This is a genomic window from Paenibacillus sp. lzh-N1, from assembly GCF_002872435.1.
Lineage (GTDB): Bacteria > Bacillota > Bacilli > Paenibacillales > Paenibacillaceae > Paenibacillus > Paenibacillus polymyxa_C.
The window spans coordinates 5,271,244-5,291,066 of the sequence record NZ_CP025696.1 but is presented as its reverse complement, the minus strand read 5'-3'; the positions used below and the strand labels follow the sequence as shown (position 1 = coordinate 5,291,066).

Genomic DNA, 19,823 nt, shown 5'->3' with positions numbered 1-19,823 from the left:
GTCTAATGAAATAAAGTGCCTCTCATGAGGATTAGGTAATCCCATTTTGTGGAGGTGCTTTTTTGTGTGAATTTGTATTAAAAAGCAAAATCCAATAATATCCAAACATTCGATTTTGGGAATGATAATGATATCAAAATACTGTAATTCATGAGGTTGAATTATAAGGAAAGCGTTTTAAAAACATGTTACAATGATGTAGGTTTAGTATAGATTTCCTTGTGAACCGCCCTTGTTGCAGTCATGTTGATAGGAGGATTCCAGAATGAATATCCATGAATATCAGGGTAAAGAAGTATTAAAGCAGTACGGAGTGGCTGTACCGAACGGCAAGGTTGCCTACACGGTGGAAGAAGCCGTTGCTGCGGCAGAATCGCTTGGAAGCGCTGTTACGGTCGTAAAAGCACAAATTCATGCTGGTGGACGCGGTAAAGCGGGTGGCGTAAAAGTTGCCAAAGGCTTGGATGAGGTGCGGACTATTGCTTCTGAAATTTTGGGTAAGGTGCTAGTGACACATCAGACCGGACCTGAAGGTAAAGAGGTCAAACGTCTTTTGATTGAGGAAGGCTGTGATATTCGCAAAGAATATTACGTAGGCGTTGTCGTGGATCGCGCGACTGGACGCATCGTATTGATGGCCTCCGAAGAAGGCGGTACGGAAATCGAAGAGGTGGCTGCGGCTACTCCGGAGAAGATTTTTAAAGCAGTTGTTGATCCAGCCATTGGGCTTCAGGTGCATCAAGCTCGTAAGCTGGCGTATGAGATTAATATTCCCAATGAGCTGGTGAATAAAGCGGTCAAGTTTATGCTGGCGCTTTACGAAGCTTTTGTGGACAAGGACTGTTCGATTGCAGAAATTAATCCCCTAGTCGTTACGGGTGATGGGAATGTACTGGCGCTGGATGCCAAATTGAATTTCGATTCTAATGCGTTGTTCCGTCACAAGGATATTTTGGAATTACGTGATTTGGATGAAGAAGATGAGAAGGAAATTGAGGCATCTAAATATGATCTAAGCTATATCGCTCTGGACGGAAATATTGGCTGTATGGTCAATGGTGCGGGGTTGGCAATGGCCACGATGGATATTATCAAATATTACGGTGGTGATCCGGCCAATTTCCTGGACGTTGGTGGCGGTGCAACGACGGAAAAAGTAACCGAAGCGTTCAAAATCATTTTGTCCGATCCGAAGGTAGAAGGTATTTTCGTCAACATTTTCGGCGGGATTATGCAGTGCGACATCATTGCAAACGGCGTCGTTGAGGCTGCCAGACAGTTGGGGCTGACACGTCCGCTTGTTGTCCGTCTTGAAGGGACAAATGTTGAGCTCGGCAAACAGATTTTAGCGGAATCCGGTTTGAATATTGTGGCAGCCGATTCCATGGCCGATGGTGCCCAAAAAATCGTTGAACTTGTTCAATAGCCTGTTTGCATTCCGATATGCCGAATAAACGATAGGGGATGTGAAGATCGTGAGTATTTTGGTCGATAAGCATACAAAGGTGATTACACAGGGGATTACGGGAAAAACGGCGTTGTTCCATGCCAAAGGTGCACTTGATTACGGTACACAGATGGTAGGTGGCACCTCTCCAGGTAAGGGAGGCACCGAGGTAGAAATTACACTGGAAAACGGACAACAGGTCAAACTGCCAGTGTTTAACACAGTAAGCGAAGCCAAGGAAGCTACGGGCGCAACTGCTAGCGTCATTTACGTGCCGCCGGCTTTCGCAGCGGATTCCATTTTGGAGGCTGTGGATGCGGAACTGGACCTCGTGATTTGTATCACAGAGGGGATTCCAGTACTTGATATGATCAAGGTCAAACGTTTTATGGAAGGTAAAAAGACCGTTTTGATTGGCCCTAACTGTCCGGGCGTTATTACGCCAGGAGAGTGTAAGATTGGTATCATGCCAGGTTACATTCATCTGCCAGGTCATGTAGGCGTTGTGTCACGTAGTGGTACTTTGACCTATGAGGCAGTGCATCAGTTAACCACTCGAGGTATAGGTCAATCTTCAGCGGTTGGTATTGGCGGTGACCCGGTTAAAGGTTCAGAATTCATCGATATTTTACATCGCTTCAATGAGGACCCCAACACTCACGCTGTCATTATGATCGGAGAAATCGGTGGTACAGCCGAGGAAGAGGCTGCCGAGTGGATCAGGGATAATATGACGAAGCCAGTCGTTGGTTTTATCGGTGGTGTGACTGCGCCTCCAGGCAAACGGATGGGGCATGCAGGCGCCATTATTTCTGGCGGAAAAGGAACGGCAAAAGAGAAGATTGCAACGCTTGAAGCCTGCGGGATCAAGGTGGCACCGACTCCTTCCGAAATGGGCTCGACACTGGTAAGTGTGTTGGAAGCACGTGGTATTTTGAACTTGTGTACAACACATTAAATCGTGTTTCTTCATTAATATACAGGCTGTAAATCAACATCGAAATTTGCTGCTGGCTAGTGTATAATGAAAGAAAGGTAAGCAACCTTTTTATCTTCTGAAACAGGGGATGAAAAGGTTGCTTTTTTTTGTGTTGAGACAGGCTTATCAGGGAAACGCTTGCAAAATGATCCGTTGTGCCACAAAATAAGGAAGGGTTCACTCTTCCATGAATGGGGGAACCACAGTTTGGAAGAAAGATGGCTTTTATTAGGTCTACATGAGTTAGAGGGAATCGGAAGAAGAACTATTCAGCGTATTTGGTCGAGTGATTATCGATTGCAAGAGCTACTGCATTTTAGCGAACAAAAGTGGATTGAGATAGGCTTAAGTCCCACACAGGCACGCATTGCGGCAGAGTGTTACGATGAAGAATGGGTGCATGAACGATATCAGCGAATTCAATCCAGTGATATTGGTACGGTAACTTATGTGGACGAAGATTACCCCTTATTAATGAAGGAAACAGTTGACCCTCCTTGGGTGATGTATACAAAAGGGGATAAATCACTTTTGCACACATGTTCTGTAGCCATGGTAGGAACTCGCGTTCCTACTGCGTATGGTCGTAGAGCAGCGGAGATACTAACAGAGGAATTATGTAATGCAGGGATTACAGTGGTTAGTGGATTGGCGAGAGGGATTGACAGCATTTGTCACGAAACAGCCCTGCGCCAGGGAGGTAACACGATTGGTGTACTTGGAACAGCAATTGACCAAATTTATCCTCCCCAAAATGCCTCTTTGTTTGCAGAGATGGCTAGTAAAGGTCTAATCGTATCGGAGTATCCTCCAGGTACAAGGTCTCATCCCGGGATGTTTCCACAACGTAATCGCATTATTGCCGGGTTAACGAAGGGGACGCTCGTTGTAGAAGCAGACGCTAGAAGCGGTTCCTTGATTACAGCGGATGCTGCGCTGGAGGCAAATCGAGATGTGTTTGCTGTTCCTGGACCCATTACGTCACCGAAGAGTAAAGGCACACTGAACTTGATTAAGCAAGGAGCCAAAACGGTCACTGAAGCTTCGGATATTATTGAGGAGTATGAAGCAGATTTGCGTACAAGGCAGGTTTCTTCATACAATAGAGAACAGAGTCTTAATCTTAAGAAAGTCTCCAAAGCATCAGAAAGTGAGACTTCTGAGGAAAAGCGCGTAGTGCTGCTGCTGGAACAAGGAACCATGACACTGGATGAACTGCTTGATGCTACGGCATGGGATTTTGGACTTTTACACGCAGTTCTGTTATCGTTAATCATAAAAAAAAGGATCGCTCAGCTAGCGGGCACAAAATACAAGCTTATTTAGTCGTTGTTTTTGTCAAATCCTTAGTTAGTAAATGCGTAAAATTCAATTTTAAACATAGGTGGAGGGAAATTAGCGTTTATTCGCATCGCGGATTCCTACTCCTTCCCCACTTTCTGAAATGTGTTGAATTTATAGCTCGTATTAACGAACTATAGCTCACCACATTTCAGGAAGTCTATCATATTCATGTGTGTAATGAGAGGAGGAAGAGCCTATGGCGGATTCACTCGTCATCGTGGAATCGCCTTCCAAGGCGAAGACGATCGGCAAATACTTAGGCAGCAAATATATCGTCAAGGCTTCCATGGGTCATATCAGGGATTTACCTAAGAGCCAGATCGGTGTAGAGGTTGAAAATGATTTTAATCCCAAATATATTACCATTCGAGGTAAAGGCTCAATACTAAAAGAGTTAAAGGATGCCCGAAAAAAAGTAAAAAAAGTATATCTGGCGGCTGACCCGGATCGCGAAGGCGAGGCTATTGCTTGGCATCTGGCGCATGCGCTGGAACTGGACGATACGGCGGATTGTCGTGTAGTGTTTAATGAAATAACGAAGCAGGCTGTCAAAGATGCTTTTAAAACCCCCCGCAAGATCAACATGGATTTGGTCAATGCGCAGCAGGCACGACGGATATTGGATCGGCTTGTCGGTTATAAAATAAGTCCATTGCTCTGGAAAAAGGTAAAGAAGGGTCTGTCTGCTGGGCGTGTACAGTCGGTTGCAGTGAAAATTATTCTGGACCGGGAAAACGAGATCAATGAGTTTGTACCGGAAGAATACTGGACGATCACAGCTAAACTAGCTATTAAAGACAGCACTTTTGAAGCGAAATTCCATAAGCTACACGGCGAAAAGAAAGAGCTCTCTAGCGAAGCGGATGTACAAGAAGTGTTAGAAGCTATCGGAAAATCGTCTTACAAGGTGCGCGATGTGAAAGAGAAGGAGCGTTTACGCAATCCGTCTCCTCCATTCACAACAAGTTCCTTGCAGCAAGAGGCGGCTCGAAAGCTCAACTTCCGGGCATCTAAAACGATGTCTGTAGCGCAGCAGCTGTATGAGGGTGTGGATTTAGGAAAAGAAGGGACTGTGGGTCTGATTACGTATATGCGTACGGATTCCACACGGATCGCCACTTCGGCTCAAGAGGAAGCGAAAGAGGTCATCGTTCAAAAATATGGCGAAGATTTTGTGCCTGAAAGTCCTCGTCAGTATTCAAAAAAGTCGGCTAATGCTCAGGATGCGCATGAAGCGATTCGTCCAACCTCCGCCTTGCGTGATCCGGAAACTGTTAAGCCTTTTATGAGTAGAGATCAGTTCCGATTGTACAAACTGATATGGGAACGTTTTATGGCGAGTCAGATGGCTTCCGCTATTATGGATACTTTGTCCGTTGATATTGAAGCAGGCGAGGCGATATTCCGAGCAGCCGGTTCAAAGGTTCGCTTTCCAGGCTTCATGAAAGTGTATGTGGAGGGGAATGACGACGGTAAAACCGAAGAAGATAAGCTGTTGCCGCCACTCCAACCCGGCGATAAGCTGAAAAAGGAATCGGTTGAACCAAAGCAGCATTTTACACAACCGCCTCCTCGCTATACGGAAGCACGACTGGTGAAGACGCTGGAGGAATTGGGTATAGGACGCCCGAGTACGTATGCACCGACGCTGGAAACCATTCAGAAGCGCGGTTACGTCGCTATTGAGGAGAAGAAATTCTTCCCTACCGAGCTGGGAGAGTTGGTCATCGAGCAGATGGAAGAATTTTTTCCAGAGATTCTGAATGTAGAATTTACAGCCAATATGGAAGGTGATCTTGACCACGTCGAAGAAGGCGAAGGTGATTGGGTCAAGGTGTTGAGTGACTTTTACGAGTCATTCGAGAAGCGTCTCGAAGTGGCTGAAGAAGAAATGAAAGAAATTGAAATTAAGGATGAAGTATCCGACGTCATCTGTGACAAGTGTGGCAGCCCCATGGTGTATAAGCTGGGCCGCTTTGGTAAATTTCTGGCCTGCTCTGCTTTCCCGGATTGCCGTAACACCAAGCCAATTGTCAAGGATATCGGGATGAATTGTCCTACATGCGGTGAGGGACATGTCGTCGAACGACGAAGTAAAAAAGGACGTGTCTTTTACGGATGTGATCGCTACCCAGAATGTGATTTTGTATCCTGGGATAAACCGTCCATTAAGCCTTGTCCAAGTTGCAGTGGCCTAATGGTCGAAAAACGTACTAAACAGGGAACGAAGCTCAACTGTACCGTCTGCGATCACAGCGAAATGCTGGAAGAGAGCGATGAGAGTGTAGAGACTTCTTAAGAACAAAGATAGCAGGGGGATTTAAAAGTGAGTGAACTACAAAAGGTAACGGTCATCGGAGCAGGTTTGGCGGGCAGCGAAGCTGCCTGGCAAATTGCAAGCCGTGAAGTGCCAGTTAAGTTATATGAAATGAGACCGGTTGTAAAAACACCCGCGCATCATACGGATAAATTTGCCGAATTAGTATGTAGTAATTCCTTGCGCGCGAACGGTCTGACGAATGCAGTAGGCGTACTGAAGGAAGAGATGAGAATACTAAACTCTTTGGTTCTGAGTGCGGCAGATCGCCATGCTGTTCCGGCTGGTGGGGCATTGGCAGTGGATCGTGATGGATTTTCCGGTCATATTACAGATACGCTTCATCAACATCCTTTGATCGAGGTCGTTAATGAAGAACTCCAGGAACTCCCGCAGGACGGTATCGTGGTCGTTGCAACGGGACCATTAACTTCTCCAGCTTTGTCAGAACAGATCAAAACACTGATGGGAGAGGAGTATTTTTATTTCTACGATGCGGCAGCTCCGATTGTAGAGAAGGACTCCATCGATATGAGCAAGGTCTATCTGGCTTCCCGTTATGATAAAGGAGAAGCAGCTTACTTAAATTGTCCGATGAACGAAGCGGAATTTGATGCTTTCTATGAGGCTTTGATTACTGCTGAGGTGGCACAAGTCAAGGAGTTCGAAAAAGAAATCTACTTCGAAGGATGTATGCCTATCGAAGTAATGATGCAACGTGGGAAACAAACGGCATTGTTTGGACCGATGAAACCTGTAGGCCTCGTAAATCCACATACAGGAGAACTACCCTATGCAGTTGTTCAGCTTCGACAAGACAACGCTGCAGGTACGCTATATAATTTGGTTGGTTTCCAGACTCACCTCAAATGGGGGGAGCAAAAGCGTGTATTTTCAATGATTCCGGGACTTGAAGAGGCAGAGTTTGTACGTTATGGCGTGATGCATCGCAATACCTTCATTAATTCTCCACAGCAGCTTCACCCAACTTATCAGTTCAAGGGAAGAAGTAATCTGTTCTTTGCCGGACAAATGACTGGTGTAGAGGGTTATGTAGAGTCGGCGGCCTCAGGTCTGCTGGCTGGTATAAATGCGGCACGAGCAGCACGTGGGCAGGAAATGTTCGTATTTCCTGCGGAAACGACACTAGGCAGCATGGCACGATATATTACAACTGCTGATTTCAAACATTTCCAACCGATGAATGCAAACTTTGGTTTGCTTCCAAAGCTGGAGACACGCATTCGTAACAAAAAGGAAAAAAATGAAGCTCTCGCTAATCGCGCGTTGGAAAGTTTGCGCGGTTATATCAACCAAACGGGAGTTATGTCAACAGAAGTACAGGCATAAGGATGAAGGAAAAGGAGGAGCGCGTTATGGATATGTCCTTTCATGCTACCACCATCTGTGCTGTACGCCATAATGGCAAAGGAGCTATTGCGGGTGATGGGCAGGTAACGTTCGGCAACAGTGTTGTGATGAAGCAAACGGCTAAAAAAGTGCGCAGATTGTATCGTGGGCAGGTCGTTGCGGGATTTGCGGGTTCGGTGGCCGATGCTATCACATTGTTTGAAAAGTTTGAAAATAAGCTGGAGGAACATCACGGCAATCTTCAAAGGGCTGCTGTAGAACTGGCCAAAGACTGGCGGCAGGATCGTGTACTACGCAAGCTGGAAGCGCTGATGATTGTGATGGACTCATCCGGGATGCTGCTCATTTCTGGAGGCGGAGAAATTATTGAACCTGACGATGATGTGTTGGCCATTGGCTCAGGTGGTAATTTTGCATTGGCAGCTGCCCGTGCTTTCAAACGTCATGGCTCTGGTATGGAAGCAAAGGACATGGCACGGGAAGCGTTAGAGGTTGCTTCGGAAATATGTGTGTATACGAACAGTCAGATTATCGTGGAAGAATTGTAAGTCGGCTCTGAGTATTCAAGGGTGGAGGAGTGCAAAATGAATAATCAATCGTTGACGCCCAGACAAGTGGTATCCGAGCTGGATAAGTATATTGTCGGACAAAAGGAAGCTAAAAAATCAGTTGCTGTTGCCTTGCGTAATCGTTATCGGCGTAGTAAACTGCCGGATGATATTCGGGATGAAATTGTGCCTAAAAATATTTTGATGATCGGACCGACAGGTGTGGGTAAAACTGAAATTGCACGTAGACTTGCACGGCTCGTGGGAGCTCCTTTTGTCAAGGTAGAGGCCACCAAATTTACAGAAGTGGGTTACGTCGGTCGTGATGTAGAATCCATGGTGCGGGATCTAATGGAAACCTCTATCCGTATCGTCAAGTCGGAACGAACAGAGAATGTGAAAGACAAAGCGGAGGACATGGCAAATGAACGGATTGTCAATATCCTTGTACCTGCAGAAAAGTCAAATAAATCGCAACGTAATCCTTTTGAAATGCTTTTTGGCAATAACACAGGGACTTCGGTAGAAGAAGAACCACCACAACAGGACGGAACCTTAGCAGAGAAGCGACGCAAGGTTAAATTTGATCTGTTGTCCGGTAAACTTGAGGATGATGTCATAGAGATTGATGTGGAGGATACCGCACCCAATATGCTCGATATGTTTGCTGGGCAAGGGAATGAACAAATGGGTATGAATATGCAGGAGATGTTCGGAAGTTTCCTTCCTAAGCGGACGAAGAAGCGCAAGCTACCAATCAAGGAAGCCCGCAAGGTACTGATTCAAGATGAAGCAGCCAAGTTGATCGATATGGATGATGTGATTCAGGAGTCTGTGAAGCGTGCTGAGCAATCCGGTATTATTTTTATTGATGAAATAGATAAGATTGCCAGCCAAGGCAAGGGAAGTGGCCCTGATGTGTCGAGAGAAGGAGTCCAACGCGATATTTTACCTATTGTCGAGGGCTCTACCATTATGACCAAATACGGCCCGGTAAGAACAGACTACATTCTGTTTATTGCCGCTGGGGCTTTTCATGTGGCTAAACCGTCAGACCTGATCCCAGAGCTTCAAGGTCGTTTTCCAATCCGTGTGGAGCTAAGTAGTCTGACCTTGGATGAGTTTGTGTCGATATTGACGGAGCCTAAAAATGCGCTGACCAAGCAATACACCGAGTTGCTCCGCACCGAGGAAATAGAAGTCGAATTTTCTGCGGAAGCGATCCGTGAGATCGCTAGTATTGCCGAGTCCGTTAATCGCAACACCGAAAATATCGGCGCACGGCGTTTGCATACCATCTTAGAGAAGCTGCTGGAGGATCTGTCATTTGAAGCCCCAGAGCTTACATTGGATCGTATGATCATCACCCCGGAATATGTGCGTGAGAAGCTGGGAGATATTGCCCAAAACAGGGACCTTAGTCAGTATATTTTATGAACAGGGTGTCTAAAAATAGGGTGTGTGGTCCAGAATAACACTATCTTGCACCGTCGTTTAGTCCTAGACACAGGTTAAGTTGATGATTTTTCTGTCTATTCCAAAAGTAGGACGTATAATCTTTTACAGGTGTAAAGTGCTAAGAAAACATTCTTTTTCTTGAAAAAAACCTGAAAAATTTAACATTTTATGCATCTAAAGCCCTCTTTTTTAAAAAAGATAGGGCTTTTTTCTTATTGTAATTAGGTCCCAACTCTACGAAACTTAGAATATATGACAGAAAGTTAAGATTTTCTACTTAAGACCTAAAAGAAATGTATAATTATGAAATTTTATTGTCGAAAAAAAGTGAAAAATCTTGTTTTATTGAATCTTACTTTGGAGTAGACGCTGGAGGGAGGAGCTAAATGAATCTGCTGGGTGATGTAAGCTTTCAAAAGCTTCAGGCAGGTGTACAGGCGGCCAATACGAGACAACGTGTGATGGCTGATAATATTTCCAATGCGGATACCCCGTATTTCAAGCGTTCGGAGGTTTCATTTGAAGAACTGCTTCAGCAGCAAATGGACGGTGATGTTACGCCATTGCGTGGAAAAGTAACCAATTCAAGACATTTTCAAATAGGACCTGTGAACTCCATTCCTGATGCCACGGTCATCAAAGATGGGTACTCAGTCATGAATAACAACATGAACAACGTAGATATAGACAGAGAAATGAGTCTTATGGCTGAAAATCAACTAAGATATAATACCTACATCCAAGAAATTAATGAGCGCATCAAAATGATGAGAACAGCGGTAGAAGGGAGATAGGACGAGGTGAAGATTAACAACGGCTTTGATATTAGTGCATCTGCTCTTACGGCCCAACGGTTGCGGATGGACGTTATATCGAGCAACATTGCCAACGCAGAGACAACTCGGGCGAAGGTGGAGAATGGACAAGCAATTCCATATCGGAGAAAAACGGTTGTTTTGGAGCCTAACCAATCTGGCTTTGCCGATGTTTTGAAGGCTCAAATGGAAGGAAGTAGTACAAGCGCCGCTGGCGTTAAAGTTTCGCAAATTCAGGAAGATCAGTCACCTTTGAAACCAGTGTACAATCCGGGTCATCCGGACGCTGATAAAGATGGCTATGTATATATGCCTAATGTAGACATAATGAAAGAAATGGTCGACATGATTTCCGCAACACGCTCATACGAAGCCAATGTAACAGCTCTGAATGCTTCAAAGGCGATGGTTTCCAAAGCGCTTGAAATCGGTCGCTAAGTTCCAGGACTACTAACTACTTAATAGGGAGAGTAAAACATGATTCAGAACGCCATGTTTAACGTACAGACACCGGTAATACAGCAGATTCAATCGCCTAACAATGAGTTGACGAAAGCGACGCCTTCCGAATCCTTGAAGGATTTTGGCTCCTTCCTAAAGGATGCTCTCAATGAAGTAGGGCAGCAGGAAGCCGCTACACACCAGATGTCCGACCAATTCATGGCAGGCAAAGTTGATGTAGATCAGGTCATGATCACTTCACAACAAGCGCTGCTTTCCCTGCAGCTTACTACACAGGTCCGAAACAAAGCGATCGAAGCCTATCAGGAGATCATGCGTACACAGATGTAAAGTGAGGGTTTAGCAAAGTTTCGGATGGGGTGACGGAGTGAACGAGAGAATCGCCCAATACCGGGATAAGATTTCCGGATATTGGAATAATTTCAGCAAAAAACAGAAGATATTACTTGTTTCGACATTAGCATTCATCATTATCGCCATTGTAGTGCTAACGATGCAGTTTACCAAAACTGAGTATGAAGTGGCCTTCCAGGATCTAAATGCAAATGATGCAGCTGGGGTCATTAAATATCTCGATTCTGCGGGTATACCGTATCAGCTTAATGCTGGTGGGACACAAATTTCAGTTCCAACCGCAAATGCAGATAAGGCGAAGGTAGATGTTGGGTCTCAAGGCCTGATACAGAAAGGGTCAATCGGCATGAGCGCCTTTGACCAGTCCTCCTCGGCCATAGGTATGACGGAGAACGAGTTCAATGTGAAGTACAATAACGCATTGAACGGCGAAGTACAGCAACTGTTGGAACGGATGGATGGTGTCCAAAGCTCCAAAGCTGTCATTAATATGCCAAAGGAAAATATCTTTGCCGGACTTGAAGAAAAGGACAAAGCATCTGCTTCGGTTCAAATGGAATTCGAACCTGGCTTTACCCCCAATCAACAAGCGATCGACGGATATTTTAACCTGGTAAAAACGGCTGTACCGAATTTGCCAGTAGAAAATATTACGATCACGAATAAGGAATATGAGTTGATTCCAACGGCCAAGGGCGGCCAAGGTGGACTCACAAGTGGTGTTCAGGAAAACATGGCTCTACAGAAGAAGTTTGAGAGCGATGTAAGGAATAATGTTCAACAATTTTTGTCGAAAATTGTTGGAGACGACAAGGTAAACGTGCTGGTTATGTCCCAGCTAAATTTCGACAAAGTAACATCAAAGGAACAAATGGTCACACCTGTTGACCAAACGAAAATGAAGGGTATTGAAATTAGTGCCCAACAAATCCAGGAAAGTTATACGGGCAGTAGTGGACAAACCGGAGGAGTTGCAGGGACAGGAACGCAGGATGTCCCGGGTTACCCTGGAGGAGCCAATTCCGGCAATACCAGCTCGGATAAGAGCTCAAGTACGATTAACTACGAAGTTAACCGAATTGCAAGGGATATTATCCAAAGTCCATACACTGTAAAAGATTTAACCATTAATGTAGCAGTTGAACCACCAACAGGTCAGCAAACGTTGGATACTGCAACTCAGACAGCAATTCAAAATATCTTGGTTAATATTGTAAGAGCATCGCTGGCGAATTCCGGTACTACTTTTACAGACGCTGATTTGGCTAAAAAGGTTTCAGTGTTCTCGCAAGCTGCTCCGGCGCCTACGAGTACCAATACATTCTTCTCAGCTTCCAACCCGTGGATGTGGGGCATCGGAGCTGCAGTTCTGGCACTGTTGGCGGGTGTAATCTTCTTCATCGTACGCAGTCGTCGTAATCAGGAAGAAGAGTTGGATGAAGAATTGCAACTTATGCCAACGCCGACGGAATTCCCGTCCATTACCATGGAAAGTGTGACAAATGAAAGTCAAGTGCGTAAACAGCTTGAAAGTCTGGCGAAAAAGAAACCCGACGAATTCGTCAATCTGCTTCGTACATGGCTGGCTGACGAATAGAGGTGAGTTCATTGGCAAAGGCAAGCAGTCAAGGTTTAACGGGAAGACAGAAAGCAGCTATTCTTTTGATCACAATGGGGCCAGAAGTATCTGCTCAAATATTCAAGCATTTGCGCGATGAAGAGATCGAGCAACTTACATTGGAAATTGCCAATGTACGGAAGGTCGATGCCATTGAAAAGGACTCCATTATGGCCGAGTTTCATCAAATTTGTCTGGCTCAGGAGTACATTTCCCAAGGCGGTATTAATTACGCTAAAGAAATATTGGAAAAAGCGCTTGGATCGCAAAAAGCAGTTGAGGTCATTAACCGTTTGACAGCGACATTACAGGTGAGACCTTTCGATTTTGCTCGTAAGGCTGATCCGAACCAAATATTGAATTTTATACAAAATGAGAATCCGCAAACTATTGCTCTCGTGCTTTCATACTTGCAGTTCGAGCAAGCGGCGGCAATTCTATCGTCCTTACCACAGGAAAAGCAGGCAGATGTGGCCCGGCGTGTTGCTGTCATGGACAGTACATCTCCGGAGGTCATCTCTCAAGTGGAGAGAGTATTGGAGCAAAAGCTCTCGGCAACTGCAACGCAGGATTACACGAATGCAGGTGGTATCGAGTCTATCGTTCAGATTTTGAATGGCGTAGACCGCGGAACCGAGCGTACAATTCTCGACTCGCTTGAAATTCAAGACCCTGAACTGGCTGAGGAAATCAAGAAAAGAATGTTCGTATTCGAGGATATTGTCAATGTGGACAACCGGTCCATTCAACGCATTATCCGCGATATCGACAATGCAGACTTGCAATTGGCACTTAAAGTGTCCAGTGAAGAAGTACGCGATGTGATTTTCCGAAATATGTCGAAACGTATGGCAGAAACCTTCAAAGAGGAAATGGAGTACATGGGACCGGTGCGGCTGCGTGATGTGGAAGAAGCACAAACACGTATCGTTTCAACGATCCGCAGATTGGAAGAGGCCGGTGAGATTATAATCGCACGCGGCGGAGGAGATGACATCATTGTCTAACTTGATTAAATCTTTCCAATATGTGCCTGTAGAGGCTTTGAAAACGATTGATGTGGCACATACGTACGTGCCAGAAACGACGGATGAAGAAATCACAACTGAATATACGGAGCCAGAGCCTCAGCGAGATTATGAGGCAGAACGGCTCCGAGATGAAATGTTGAATGATGCTAAGGACTTTGCCGAACGTCAGGTACGCGAGGCGGCTGAAGAAGCGGAACGAATACTTCAGGAAGCACAGCAGCAGATTGAAGATTGGTGGCAGGAACGACGCGAGCATGACGATCAGTTGATTCAGTCGATAAAAGCAGATGGATTTCAACAAGGATATGAAGAAGGCCAGAAGTTGGCTGAGGCTGAGCTTCAGACGAAATCGGAGCAGATGATGGAAGAAGCACAAGATATTCTGCGTCAGGCCTATGAGATTAAGGAACAACTGATTCAGGAAGCAGAGCCTTTTCTGGTTGAACTGAGTAGTGCGATTGCCGAGAAGGTCATTGAAAAACAGCTTAGTCTTGAACCGGAATATACAATTGAGTTAATTCGCAAAAATTTGGCTCGTAAGCGAGAAAAAGGAATCATTACATTGTGTGTGTCGCCTCAGCATTTCGCATTTGTGCAAGGTGCGCGGGAAGAATTGTCATTAACTGTCGATTCGCAGGCAGAACTGCAAATTATTCCTGATGGTACCGTAAAGGATCGCGGTTGCGTCATCCGTTCTTCCTTTGGAAGCGTGGACGCCCGGATCGATACGCAATTAGCTGAGATTAAAAAGGAACTACTGCGTCTGGCACATGAAAATGAGGAGCGAAGACATGAAGGGGCTTAATGCGCAGCGCTACATGGATCATTTGCGACAGCTGGACCCCGTTCGGGTGAATGGCAAGGTTACACAGGTTATCGGCTTGATGGTTGAATCGGAAGGTCCGGACGCGAGTATCGGGGATGTTTGTTATATTTATCCAGGCAAAGCGGCAAAGCCATTGCAGGCAGAGGTTGTTGGCTTCAGAGACAATAAAGTGCTTCTGATGCCACTTGGAGAACTACAATCCATTGGTCCTGGTTGTGATGTCGTAGGAACAGGGAAGCCACTGAATGTGCAGGTTGGTTCGGAGCTGTTAGGCAAAGTGCTGGATGGTTTGGGTCAGCCTTTGGACGGATCACTGATTCCCTCGCGAATGGCGAGATATTCAACCTTCAATATACCGTCCAATCCGCTGAATCGTCCGCGTGTGCAGGAACCCATAAGTATCGGAGTACGTGCAATTGACGGGTTGCTTACGATTGGCAAAGGACAACGGGTTGGTATTTTTGCGGGTTCGGGTGTAGGTAAGAGTACTTTGATGGGTATGATTGCCCGTAATACGGAAGCAGATGTGAACGTAATTGCCTTGATCGGAGAACGTGGACGCGAGGTGCTGGACTTTATTGAACGGGATTTGGGTCCTGAGGGACTAGAACGCTCTGTAGTCATTGTGGCAACTTCCGACCAACCTGCGTTGATCCGCATTAAGGGTGCACTTATTGCAACGACGATAGCGGAATATTTTCGGGATCGCGGGTTGAATGTCATGTTAATGATGGATTCAGTTACCCGATATGCGATGGCCCAGCGTGAAGTCGGTCTAGCGGTGGGTGAGCCACCAGCAATGAGAGGGTACACTCCATCTGTGTTTGCTAGTCTGCCTAAGCTTCTGGAACGCGCAGGGACAGGTCCTACTGGCTCCATAACTGCTTTTTATACAGTGCTGGTTGATGGTGACGACATGAACGAGCCCATCGCGGATGCGGTGCGCGGGATATTGGATGGACACATTGTCTTGAACCGTGGGATTGCGAACAAAGGACATTTTCCCGCAATTGATGTGTTAGCAAGTATTAGCCGGGTCATGAAGGACATTGCACCACGAGATCAGATAGACGCTGCCGAAAACATTAAGCGCTTGATGGCCATTTACAAAGATTCAGAGGACCTGATTAACATTGGGGCTTATCAACAGGGTTCGAATGCAGAAATTGACGAATCTATGGAGCGCATACGGGATATATGGGATTTTACAAGACAAAGAACCGATGAAAAGGCTGAGCTGGACGAAGTACGAGAACGTTTGATTTCTGAATTTACGAGGAGATGAAGGTTGAACGATGAGATTTCAGTATTCCTTTCAAAAAGTTGTAGACTTGAAAACGAACGAAAAGTCACAGGCCGAATGGCTGCTTTCCAGTGCTGTTGGACAATTGCAGGTTGAGGAGCAGACATTAACACAGCTTATAGGCGAAAGGAATCGGGTCATATCAGCCATTCAAAAGGCTGCCGAAGATTGCGCGCCACTCTCTAGCATTCAGGAATTACAAGCTTATGTCAATCATCTGGACCAATGTATTACACGCAAGCATAGGGATGTTCAATATGCGCAGCAAAATGTGCAAAGCAAACAAACCGTTTTGACCGATAAAATGCTGGATGAACAAGTTTGGCTGAAAGCAAGAGAGAAGGCCAACGTGAAATTCCAACAGGAAATGCTCCTGCGCGAGCAGAATGAGCTGGATGAAATGGCTTCCGTGCGATTTGCCATGAAAGCCCGGTAAGCGGAACGTCATAGGATACGCATATCAGCTGCCTGAGGAGGAAGACGATGGCACAGAAGTTAGCAGAAAATGAACTGGATATGGATTTAGGAAAAGAATCAGGCGGGGGATTTGAGCGGTTTATGTTTTTCCTGATTCCGATTGTTTTCACAATCGTTCTGGTCGGGGTCTTGCTTACACTGTTCAATATGGACTTCAGAAGCGAAATGATCTCATTAGGGAACAAAATACCAATTGTTAAAAATTGGATTCCCGAACCGAAGGATAAGGCAACCCAGACAAAAGAGGCAGATCAGAAGGCACAGTCTGAAAGTTCTGAAGCAACCATTCAACAGTTAAAAGCGGATTTAGCTAAGCAGACGGAAGAACTTAAAAAGGCTACCGCTGCTAAGACGACACAAGATAAAAAGGTTACTGAACTTCAAAATCAGGTCAATACACTGCAAACGCAACAGGAACAACAGTCGCAGACGGGTCAACAGGGACAGGTCGGGCAGCAGGGACAAGCAGGTACGCAAACTACAGACGGAACAACAAATGAAGATCCTTATGTAAAACAGACCAGAGAACTTGCCAGCATGTATGAAGGAATGACGGCAAGTAAAGCTGCACCGATCATGGAGAATCTGACCACGGAAGAGACCGTACAGCTCTTAAGCTATATGGACCCTGCCAACAGTGCGAAGATTTTGCAAAAGATGGATGCTAAAAAAGCAGCAGATATTACGATGGCTCTGAAAAACGTAACGCCATCTACGGATTTATCGGTAGCTGCGTTGCAGTCTCGTCTGAAAAAAGATCAAGGTGCTACAGCCGGAACGACGAGTAAAAGTCTGCAAAGCACTCAAATCAGTAGCACATTTGCTTCCATGGACAAGAAAAGTGGTGCCGAACTTATTTTACAAACTTACAAAATCAGTCCGGATAAGGCATTAAACATATTAAATACAGTAGATGATTCGACACGTGCTTCTTTACTGCAATATATGTCTGCCAAGGATGCAGGTCAGACCGCGAAAATTTTGAATAAATTGATGGGTAGCAAGTAGTTTGAATTGAAGGGAGGTGAAAAATATATGACCCTTATTTCTCAAAGTGTATCTCTTAGCTCTAGTCAAACAGCTAACAGTACGACAGCATCAACAACAAGTACAGCCACGGCTGCTGGAGCAACCACGGGTGCCTTTAATCAAACACTGACGCAAATGATGACAGGCGGGCAAACGGGCTCAGCAGGAACAGATGCAAATGGTTCTCCATTAGTTATGGTACTACCACTTATTGCAAACGGAGAATCTGCGGAAACTCCAACCGAGCCGCTGGTTGAAACATTAGCTCCTTTGCTGCAAAATCTCGAGAAATTGGATGATCAGGTAGTTGCCGATCCTGCGCTGCTTGCAACTCTGCAATCGTGGATTCAGCAAGTACAACAGTTTTTGCAAGGCAATGGAACAAATCAACAGGCAGATGGTGGGGAAACGGCAGAGGCTACAGGCTTGACAGCTTTGGCAGCTAATCCGGCAACTCTTCGGTTTGCATTGCAGGACGCTTTGTCACAACTTGCCAATGTAGCAGAACAGGCTTCGGGAGACCAAAAGACTAAGGTGACACAGTTACTACAATCGCTGCAAAGCGCAACGGCTGGGACGGGAGCTATTTCCGATGAGCAGTGGCATGGAGTATTGAAAGCTGTGGAACTTGCTGATAGTGGAGATTCACAAGCGGCCCAGCCTTCTGCACAACGAGCAAATGGCGCTCAGACGTTAACTGCAGCATCTACAAACAAACAGGTTACTCCTCAGCAGCAAGCAAGTCAGGGTGAAACTAGCCAGCAAGGCTCAGAAGGACAGCGTTCATCAACGAATCTTCTCGTTCAGTCCGCAGTTAAACCTACTGTAACGGATGAAGCAGGTACATTCGTAGATGCAGCTGAGCAAGCGGATCCGGCATCAACTGATAATCAGACTCCAGTGATCACGACTGCGGGGCAGCTTTCAGTACAAGCGCAGGGAACAACACCTTCGGCTCCAGCTCAACCAATCGTACATGTACGGCAATTTGCCAAGGAGATGACTGAGTTTGTAGTACAGAAACTTGATATTGTAAAGCACACTGGTTTGACAGAAGCGACCATCATGCTTCGTCCAGATCATCTGGGCCAGCTGGAGGTTAAGCTAACGATGCAAAATGGTCATCTGGTTGCCCAGTTCATGACTGAGCATAGCGGAGCGAAGGATTTGCTGGAACAGCAAATGTCGCAGTTGCGCACGAGTCTTCAGAGCCAAGGTATTCAAGTGGATAAAGTAGAAGTTACGCACAATGAGTCGCTATCCTCCCATATGTATCAGGATGGACGTGGATCTGGGGCTAATCAGCAGCAATCCAACCAACGTTCTAAAGCTCGAGGTAGAGAAGAGAGCGAGGATGCTGTGAAGGTAGCTGAAATGACAGAAGAGCTTCGTAACTGGACAGCAGAACAACGCGCAGATGACATGAATCGGACAGGCTCCTTTACAGCACAAGCGTAATGATGGAGGTGAGAACACAATGACGACTACAGACAACAATGTATCCACCAGTAACGTCTGGCCGAATTACAATGTGAATAATGTCAAAACAGCAAGTGCCAAGGATACTAAAACGATGGGTAAAGATCAATTTTTAAAAATCTTGATCACTCAACTACAAAATCAGGATCCAATGCAGCCTTTGGAGGATAAAGAATTTATCGCCCAAATGGCACAGTTTTCCTCGGTGGAACAACTGATGAACATTTCTACGCAGTTGAATGCATTGGGACAGTCTTTGGGTACAGCTTCTGGTTTAATAGGAAAAGAAGTCAGTTGGATTGAGCCGGGGAAAAAAGATTCCATTACAGGTGAGACAGGCGCAGGTACGGTGAAAAGTGGAATCGTAGATTCCATCGTTATTCGCGACGGTGTGCAGTATGCCAAAATGGGAGCGGCTGAGGTGGCATTAAAAGATGTAACATCAGTAAGCCGGGCTAATACAACGGCTCCTGTTACAGAGACGTCAGATACTTCATCTTCTTCCTCTACTGGAAGCGGTGAGAACTCATGAATGACAGGATAACGGTCGGACGCCTTTTTCCTACCAACGTTCCCCCGGCAGCGATTTCTCAAAACCGATTAAATTCGGTAACAAAGGACACCAAACCATTTGGTCAGGTGTTGCAGGAACAGGTGCTCAAGCTCAGCAACCATGCAGCCAAGCGACTGGAGCAGCGAGGAATAGAGTTGAGAAGTGACCAAATGGCGAAAATTAACTCTGCTGTGGATAAGGCTGCTGCCAAAGGGGCTAAAGAATCTTTGATTTTAATGCAGGATATGGCTTTGATTGTTAGTGTGCCTAATCGAACAGTTGTTACCGCGATGGATAAGAAGTCCATGGAGGATAACGTATTTACGCAGATAGATAGTGCTGTAATTATTTCATAAAAAAATATACGAAGTGGCTGGCCCGAATAGGAAAGCCATGAAAAAGCCGCGGATCG

19 protein-coding genes are annotated in these 19,823 nt (G+C 45.7%); all 19 read left to right on the top strand.

The annotated features are described in order from the left end of the window. Positions 1–265 precede the first annotated feature (265 nt). The 19 genes from sucC to C0638_RS23250 all read left to right on the top strand — a co-directional run bounded on the left by sucC (position 266) and on the right by C0638_RS23250 (position 19,767). Entirely contained in the window at positions 266–1,426 is a 1,161-nt protein-coding gene (gene sucC, locus C0638_RS23340) for an ADP-forming succinate--CoA ligase subunit beta (protein WP_025677605.1), read from the top strand. A 49-nt stretch (positions 1,427–1,475) separates the two neighbouring features. After that, positions 1,476–2,405 carry a succinate--CoA ligase subunit alpha gene (sucD, locus tag C0638_RS23335; protein WP_013370665.1) on the top strand — a complete coding sequence of 310 codons (930 nt, stop codon included), beginning with the start codon at positions 1,476–1,478 and terminating at the stop codon, positions 2,403–2,405. 228 nt (positions 2,406–2,633) lie between these two features. Beyond that, complete coding sequence (gene dprA / locus C0638_RS23330) at positions 2,634–3,752, top strand: DNA-processing protein DprA (protein WP_058710537.1); 1,119 nt, start codon at positions 2,634–2,636, stop codon at positions 3,750–3,752. Between the two features lie 214 nt (positions 3,753–3,966). Then, complete coding sequence (gene topA / locus C0638_RS23325; protein ID WP_013370667.1) at positions 3,967–6,069, top strand: type I DNA topoisomerase; 2,103 nt, start codon at positions 3,967–3,969, stop codon at positions 6,067–6,069. Positions 6,070–6,096: 27 nt separating this feature from the next. Continuing rightward, positions 6,097–7,437 carry an FADH(2)-oxidizing methylenetetrahydrofolate--tRNA-(uracil(54)-C(5))-methyltransferase TrmFO gene (gene trmFO, locus C0638_RS23320; RefSeq protein WP_058710536.1) on the top strand — a complete coding sequence of 447 codons (1,341 nt, stop codon included), beginning with the start codon at positions 6,097–6,099 and terminating at the stop codon, positions 7,435–7,437. A 26-nt stretch (positions 7,438–7,463) separates the two neighbouring features. Continuing rightward, a complete protein-coding gene (hslV, locus tag C0638_RS23315) occupies positions 7,464–8,006 on the top strand; it encodes an ATP-dependent protease subunit HslV (RefSeq protein WP_013370669.1) in 543 nt (180 codons plus the stop codon). Positions 8,007–8,042: 36 nt separating this feature from the next. Further along, positions 8,043–9,443 (top strand): ATP-dependent protease ATPase subunit HslU, encoded by a 1,401-nt coding sequence (hslU, locus tag C0638_RS23310; RefSeq protein WP_017427922.1) that lies wholly within the window; start codon positions 8,043–8,045, stop codon positions 9,441–9,443. Between the two features lie 407 nt (positions 9,444–9,850). Further along, positions 9,851–10,258, top strand: coding sequence for a flagellar basal body rod protein FlgB (gene flgB, locus C0638_RS23305; protein WP_013370671.1), 408 nt, complete (start codon positions 9,851–9,853; stop codon positions 10,256–10,258). A gap of 6 nt (positions 10,259–10,264) precedes the next feature. Beyond that, a complete protein-coding gene (flgC, locus tag C0638_RS23300; protein ID WP_013370672.1) occupies positions 10,265–10,717 on the top strand; it encodes a flagellar basal body rod protein FlgC in 453 nt (150 codons plus the stop codon). A 39-nt stretch (positions 10,718–10,756) separates the two neighbouring features. Beyond that, a complete protein-coding gene (gene fliE / locus C0638_RS23295) occupies positions 10,757–11,071 on the top strand; it encodes a flagellar hook-basal body complex protein FliE (RefSeq protein ID WP_007430020.1) in 315 nt (104 codons plus the stop codon). A 37-nt stretch (positions 11,072–11,108) separates the two neighbouring features. Next, positions 11,109–12,692 (top strand): flagellar basal-body MS-ring/collar protein FliF, encoded by a 1,584-nt coding sequence (fliF, locus tag C0638_RS23290; RefSeq protein ID WP_013370673.1) that lies wholly within the window; start codon positions 11,109–11,111, stop codon positions 12,690–12,692. 74 nt (positions 12,693–12,766) lie between these two features. Continuing rightward, the gene (gene fliG, locus C0638_RS23285; RefSeq protein ID WP_080683058.1) at positions 12,767–13,720 is read left to right on the top strand and encodes a flagellar motor switch protein FliG; all 954 of its coding nucleotides are present in this window, start codon (positions 12,767–12,769) and stop codon (positions 13,718–13,720) included. After that, positions 13,713–14,549: a FliH/SctL family protein gene (locus C0638_RS23280; RefSeq protein ID WP_058710535.1), complete on the top strand. Its 837-nt coding sequence runs from the start codon at positions 13,713–13,715 to the stop codon at positions 14,547–14,549. The genes fliG and C0638_RS23280 overlap by 8 nt, the downstream gene beginning before the upstream one ends. Then, positions 14,536–15,855, top strand: a complete 1,320-nt coding sequence (gene fliI / locus C0638_RS23275; protein WP_016820950.1) for a flagellar protein export ATPase FliI — start codon at positions 14,536–14,538, stop codon at positions 15,853–15,855. Before C0638_RS23280 ends, fliI begins: the two co-directional genes overlap by 14 nt. Positions 15,856–15,865: 10 nt before the next feature. After that, positions 15,866–16,309 (top strand): flagellar export protein FliJ, encoded by a 444-nt coding sequence (gene fliJ, locus C0638_RS23270; protein WP_013370677.1) that lies wholly within the window; start codon positions 15,866–15,868, stop codon positions 16,307–16,309. A 47-nt stretch (positions 16,310–16,356) separates the two neighbouring features. Continuing rightward, the gene (locus C0638_RS23265) at positions 16,357–17,358 is read left to right on the top strand and encodes a magnesium transporter MgtE N-terminal domain-containing protein (protein ID WP_040101573.1); all 1,002 of its coding nucleotides are present in this window, start codon (positions 16,357–16,359) and stop codon (positions 17,356–17,358) included. A gap of 27 nt (positions 17,359–17,385) precedes the next feature. After that, entirely contained in the window at positions 17,386–18,837 is a 1,452-nt protein-coding gene (locus C0638_RS23260; RefSeq protein ID WP_058710534.1) for a flagellar hook-length control protein FliK, read from the top strand. 19 nt (positions 18,838–18,856) lie between these two features. Beyond that, complete coding sequence (locus C0638_RS23255; protein WP_058710533.1) at positions 18,857–19,390, top strand: flagellar hook capping FlgD N-terminal domain-containing protein; 534 nt, start codon at positions 18,857–18,859, stop codon at positions 19,388–19,390. Further along, the gene (locus tag C0638_RS23250) at positions 19,387–19,767 is read left to right on the top strand and encodes a TIGR02530 family flagellar biosynthesis protein (protein WP_025677627.1); all 381 of its coding nucleotides are present in this window, start codon (positions 19,387–19,389) and stop codon (positions 19,765–19,767) included. The genes C0638_RS23255 and C0638_RS23250 overlap by 4 nt, the downstream gene beginning before the upstream one ends. The last annotated feature ends 56 nt before the right edge of the window (positions 19,768–19,823 follow it).

Excerpts from the sequence above, each read along its gene's own strand:
- sucC (WP_025677605.1), top strand. The coding sequence starts at position 266 with ATGAATATCCATGAATATCAGGGTAAAGAAGTATTAAAGCAGTACGGA.
- topA (WP_013370667.1), top strand. The coding sequence starts at position 3,967 with ATGGCGGATTCACTCGTCATCGTGGAATCGCCTTCCAAGGCGAAGACG.
- hslV (WP_013370669.1), top strand. The coding sequence starts at position 7,464 with ATGGATATGTCCTTTCATGCTACCACCATCTGTGCTGTACGCCATAAT.
- hslU (WP_017427922.1), top strand. The coding sequence starts at position 8,043 with ATGAATAATCAATCGTTGACGCCCAGACAAGTGGTATCCGAGCTGGAT.
- flgB (WP_013370671.1), top strand. The coding sequence starts at position 9,851 with ATGAATCTGCTGGGTGATGTAAGCTTTCAAAAGCTTCAGGCAGGTGTA.
- fliE (WP_007430020.1), top strand. The coding sequence starts at position 10,757 with ATGATTCAGAACGCCATGTTTAACGTACAGACACCGGTAATACAGCAG.
- fliG (WP_080683058.1), top strand. The coding sequence starts at position 12,767 with ATGGGGCCAGAAGTATCTGCTCAAATATTCAAGCATTTGCGCGATGAA.
- fliI (WP_016820950.1), top strand. The coding sequence starts at position 14,536 with ATGAAGGGGCTTAATGCGCAGCGCTACATGGATCATTTGCGACAGCTG.
- fliJ (WP_013370677.1), top strand. The coding sequence starts at position 15,866 with ATGAGATTTCAGTATTCCTTTCAAAAAGTTGTAGACTTGAAAACGAAC.
- C0638_RS23265 (WP_040101573.1), top strand. The coding sequence starts at position 16,357 with ATGGCACAGAAGTTAGCAGAAAATGAACTGGATATGGATTTAGGAAAA.
- C0638_RS23260 (WP_058710534.1), top strand. The coding sequence starts at position 17,386 with ATGACCCTTATTTCTCAAAGTGTATCTCTTAGCTCTAGTCAAACAGCT.
- C0638_RS23255 (WP_058710533.1), top strand. The coding sequence starts at position 18,857 with ATGACGACTACAGACAACAATGTATCCACCAGTAACGTCTGGCCGAAT.
- C0638_RS23250 (WP_025677627.1), top strand. The coding sequence starts at position 19,387 with ATGAATGACAGGATAACGGTCGGACGCCTTTTTCCTACCAACGTTCCC.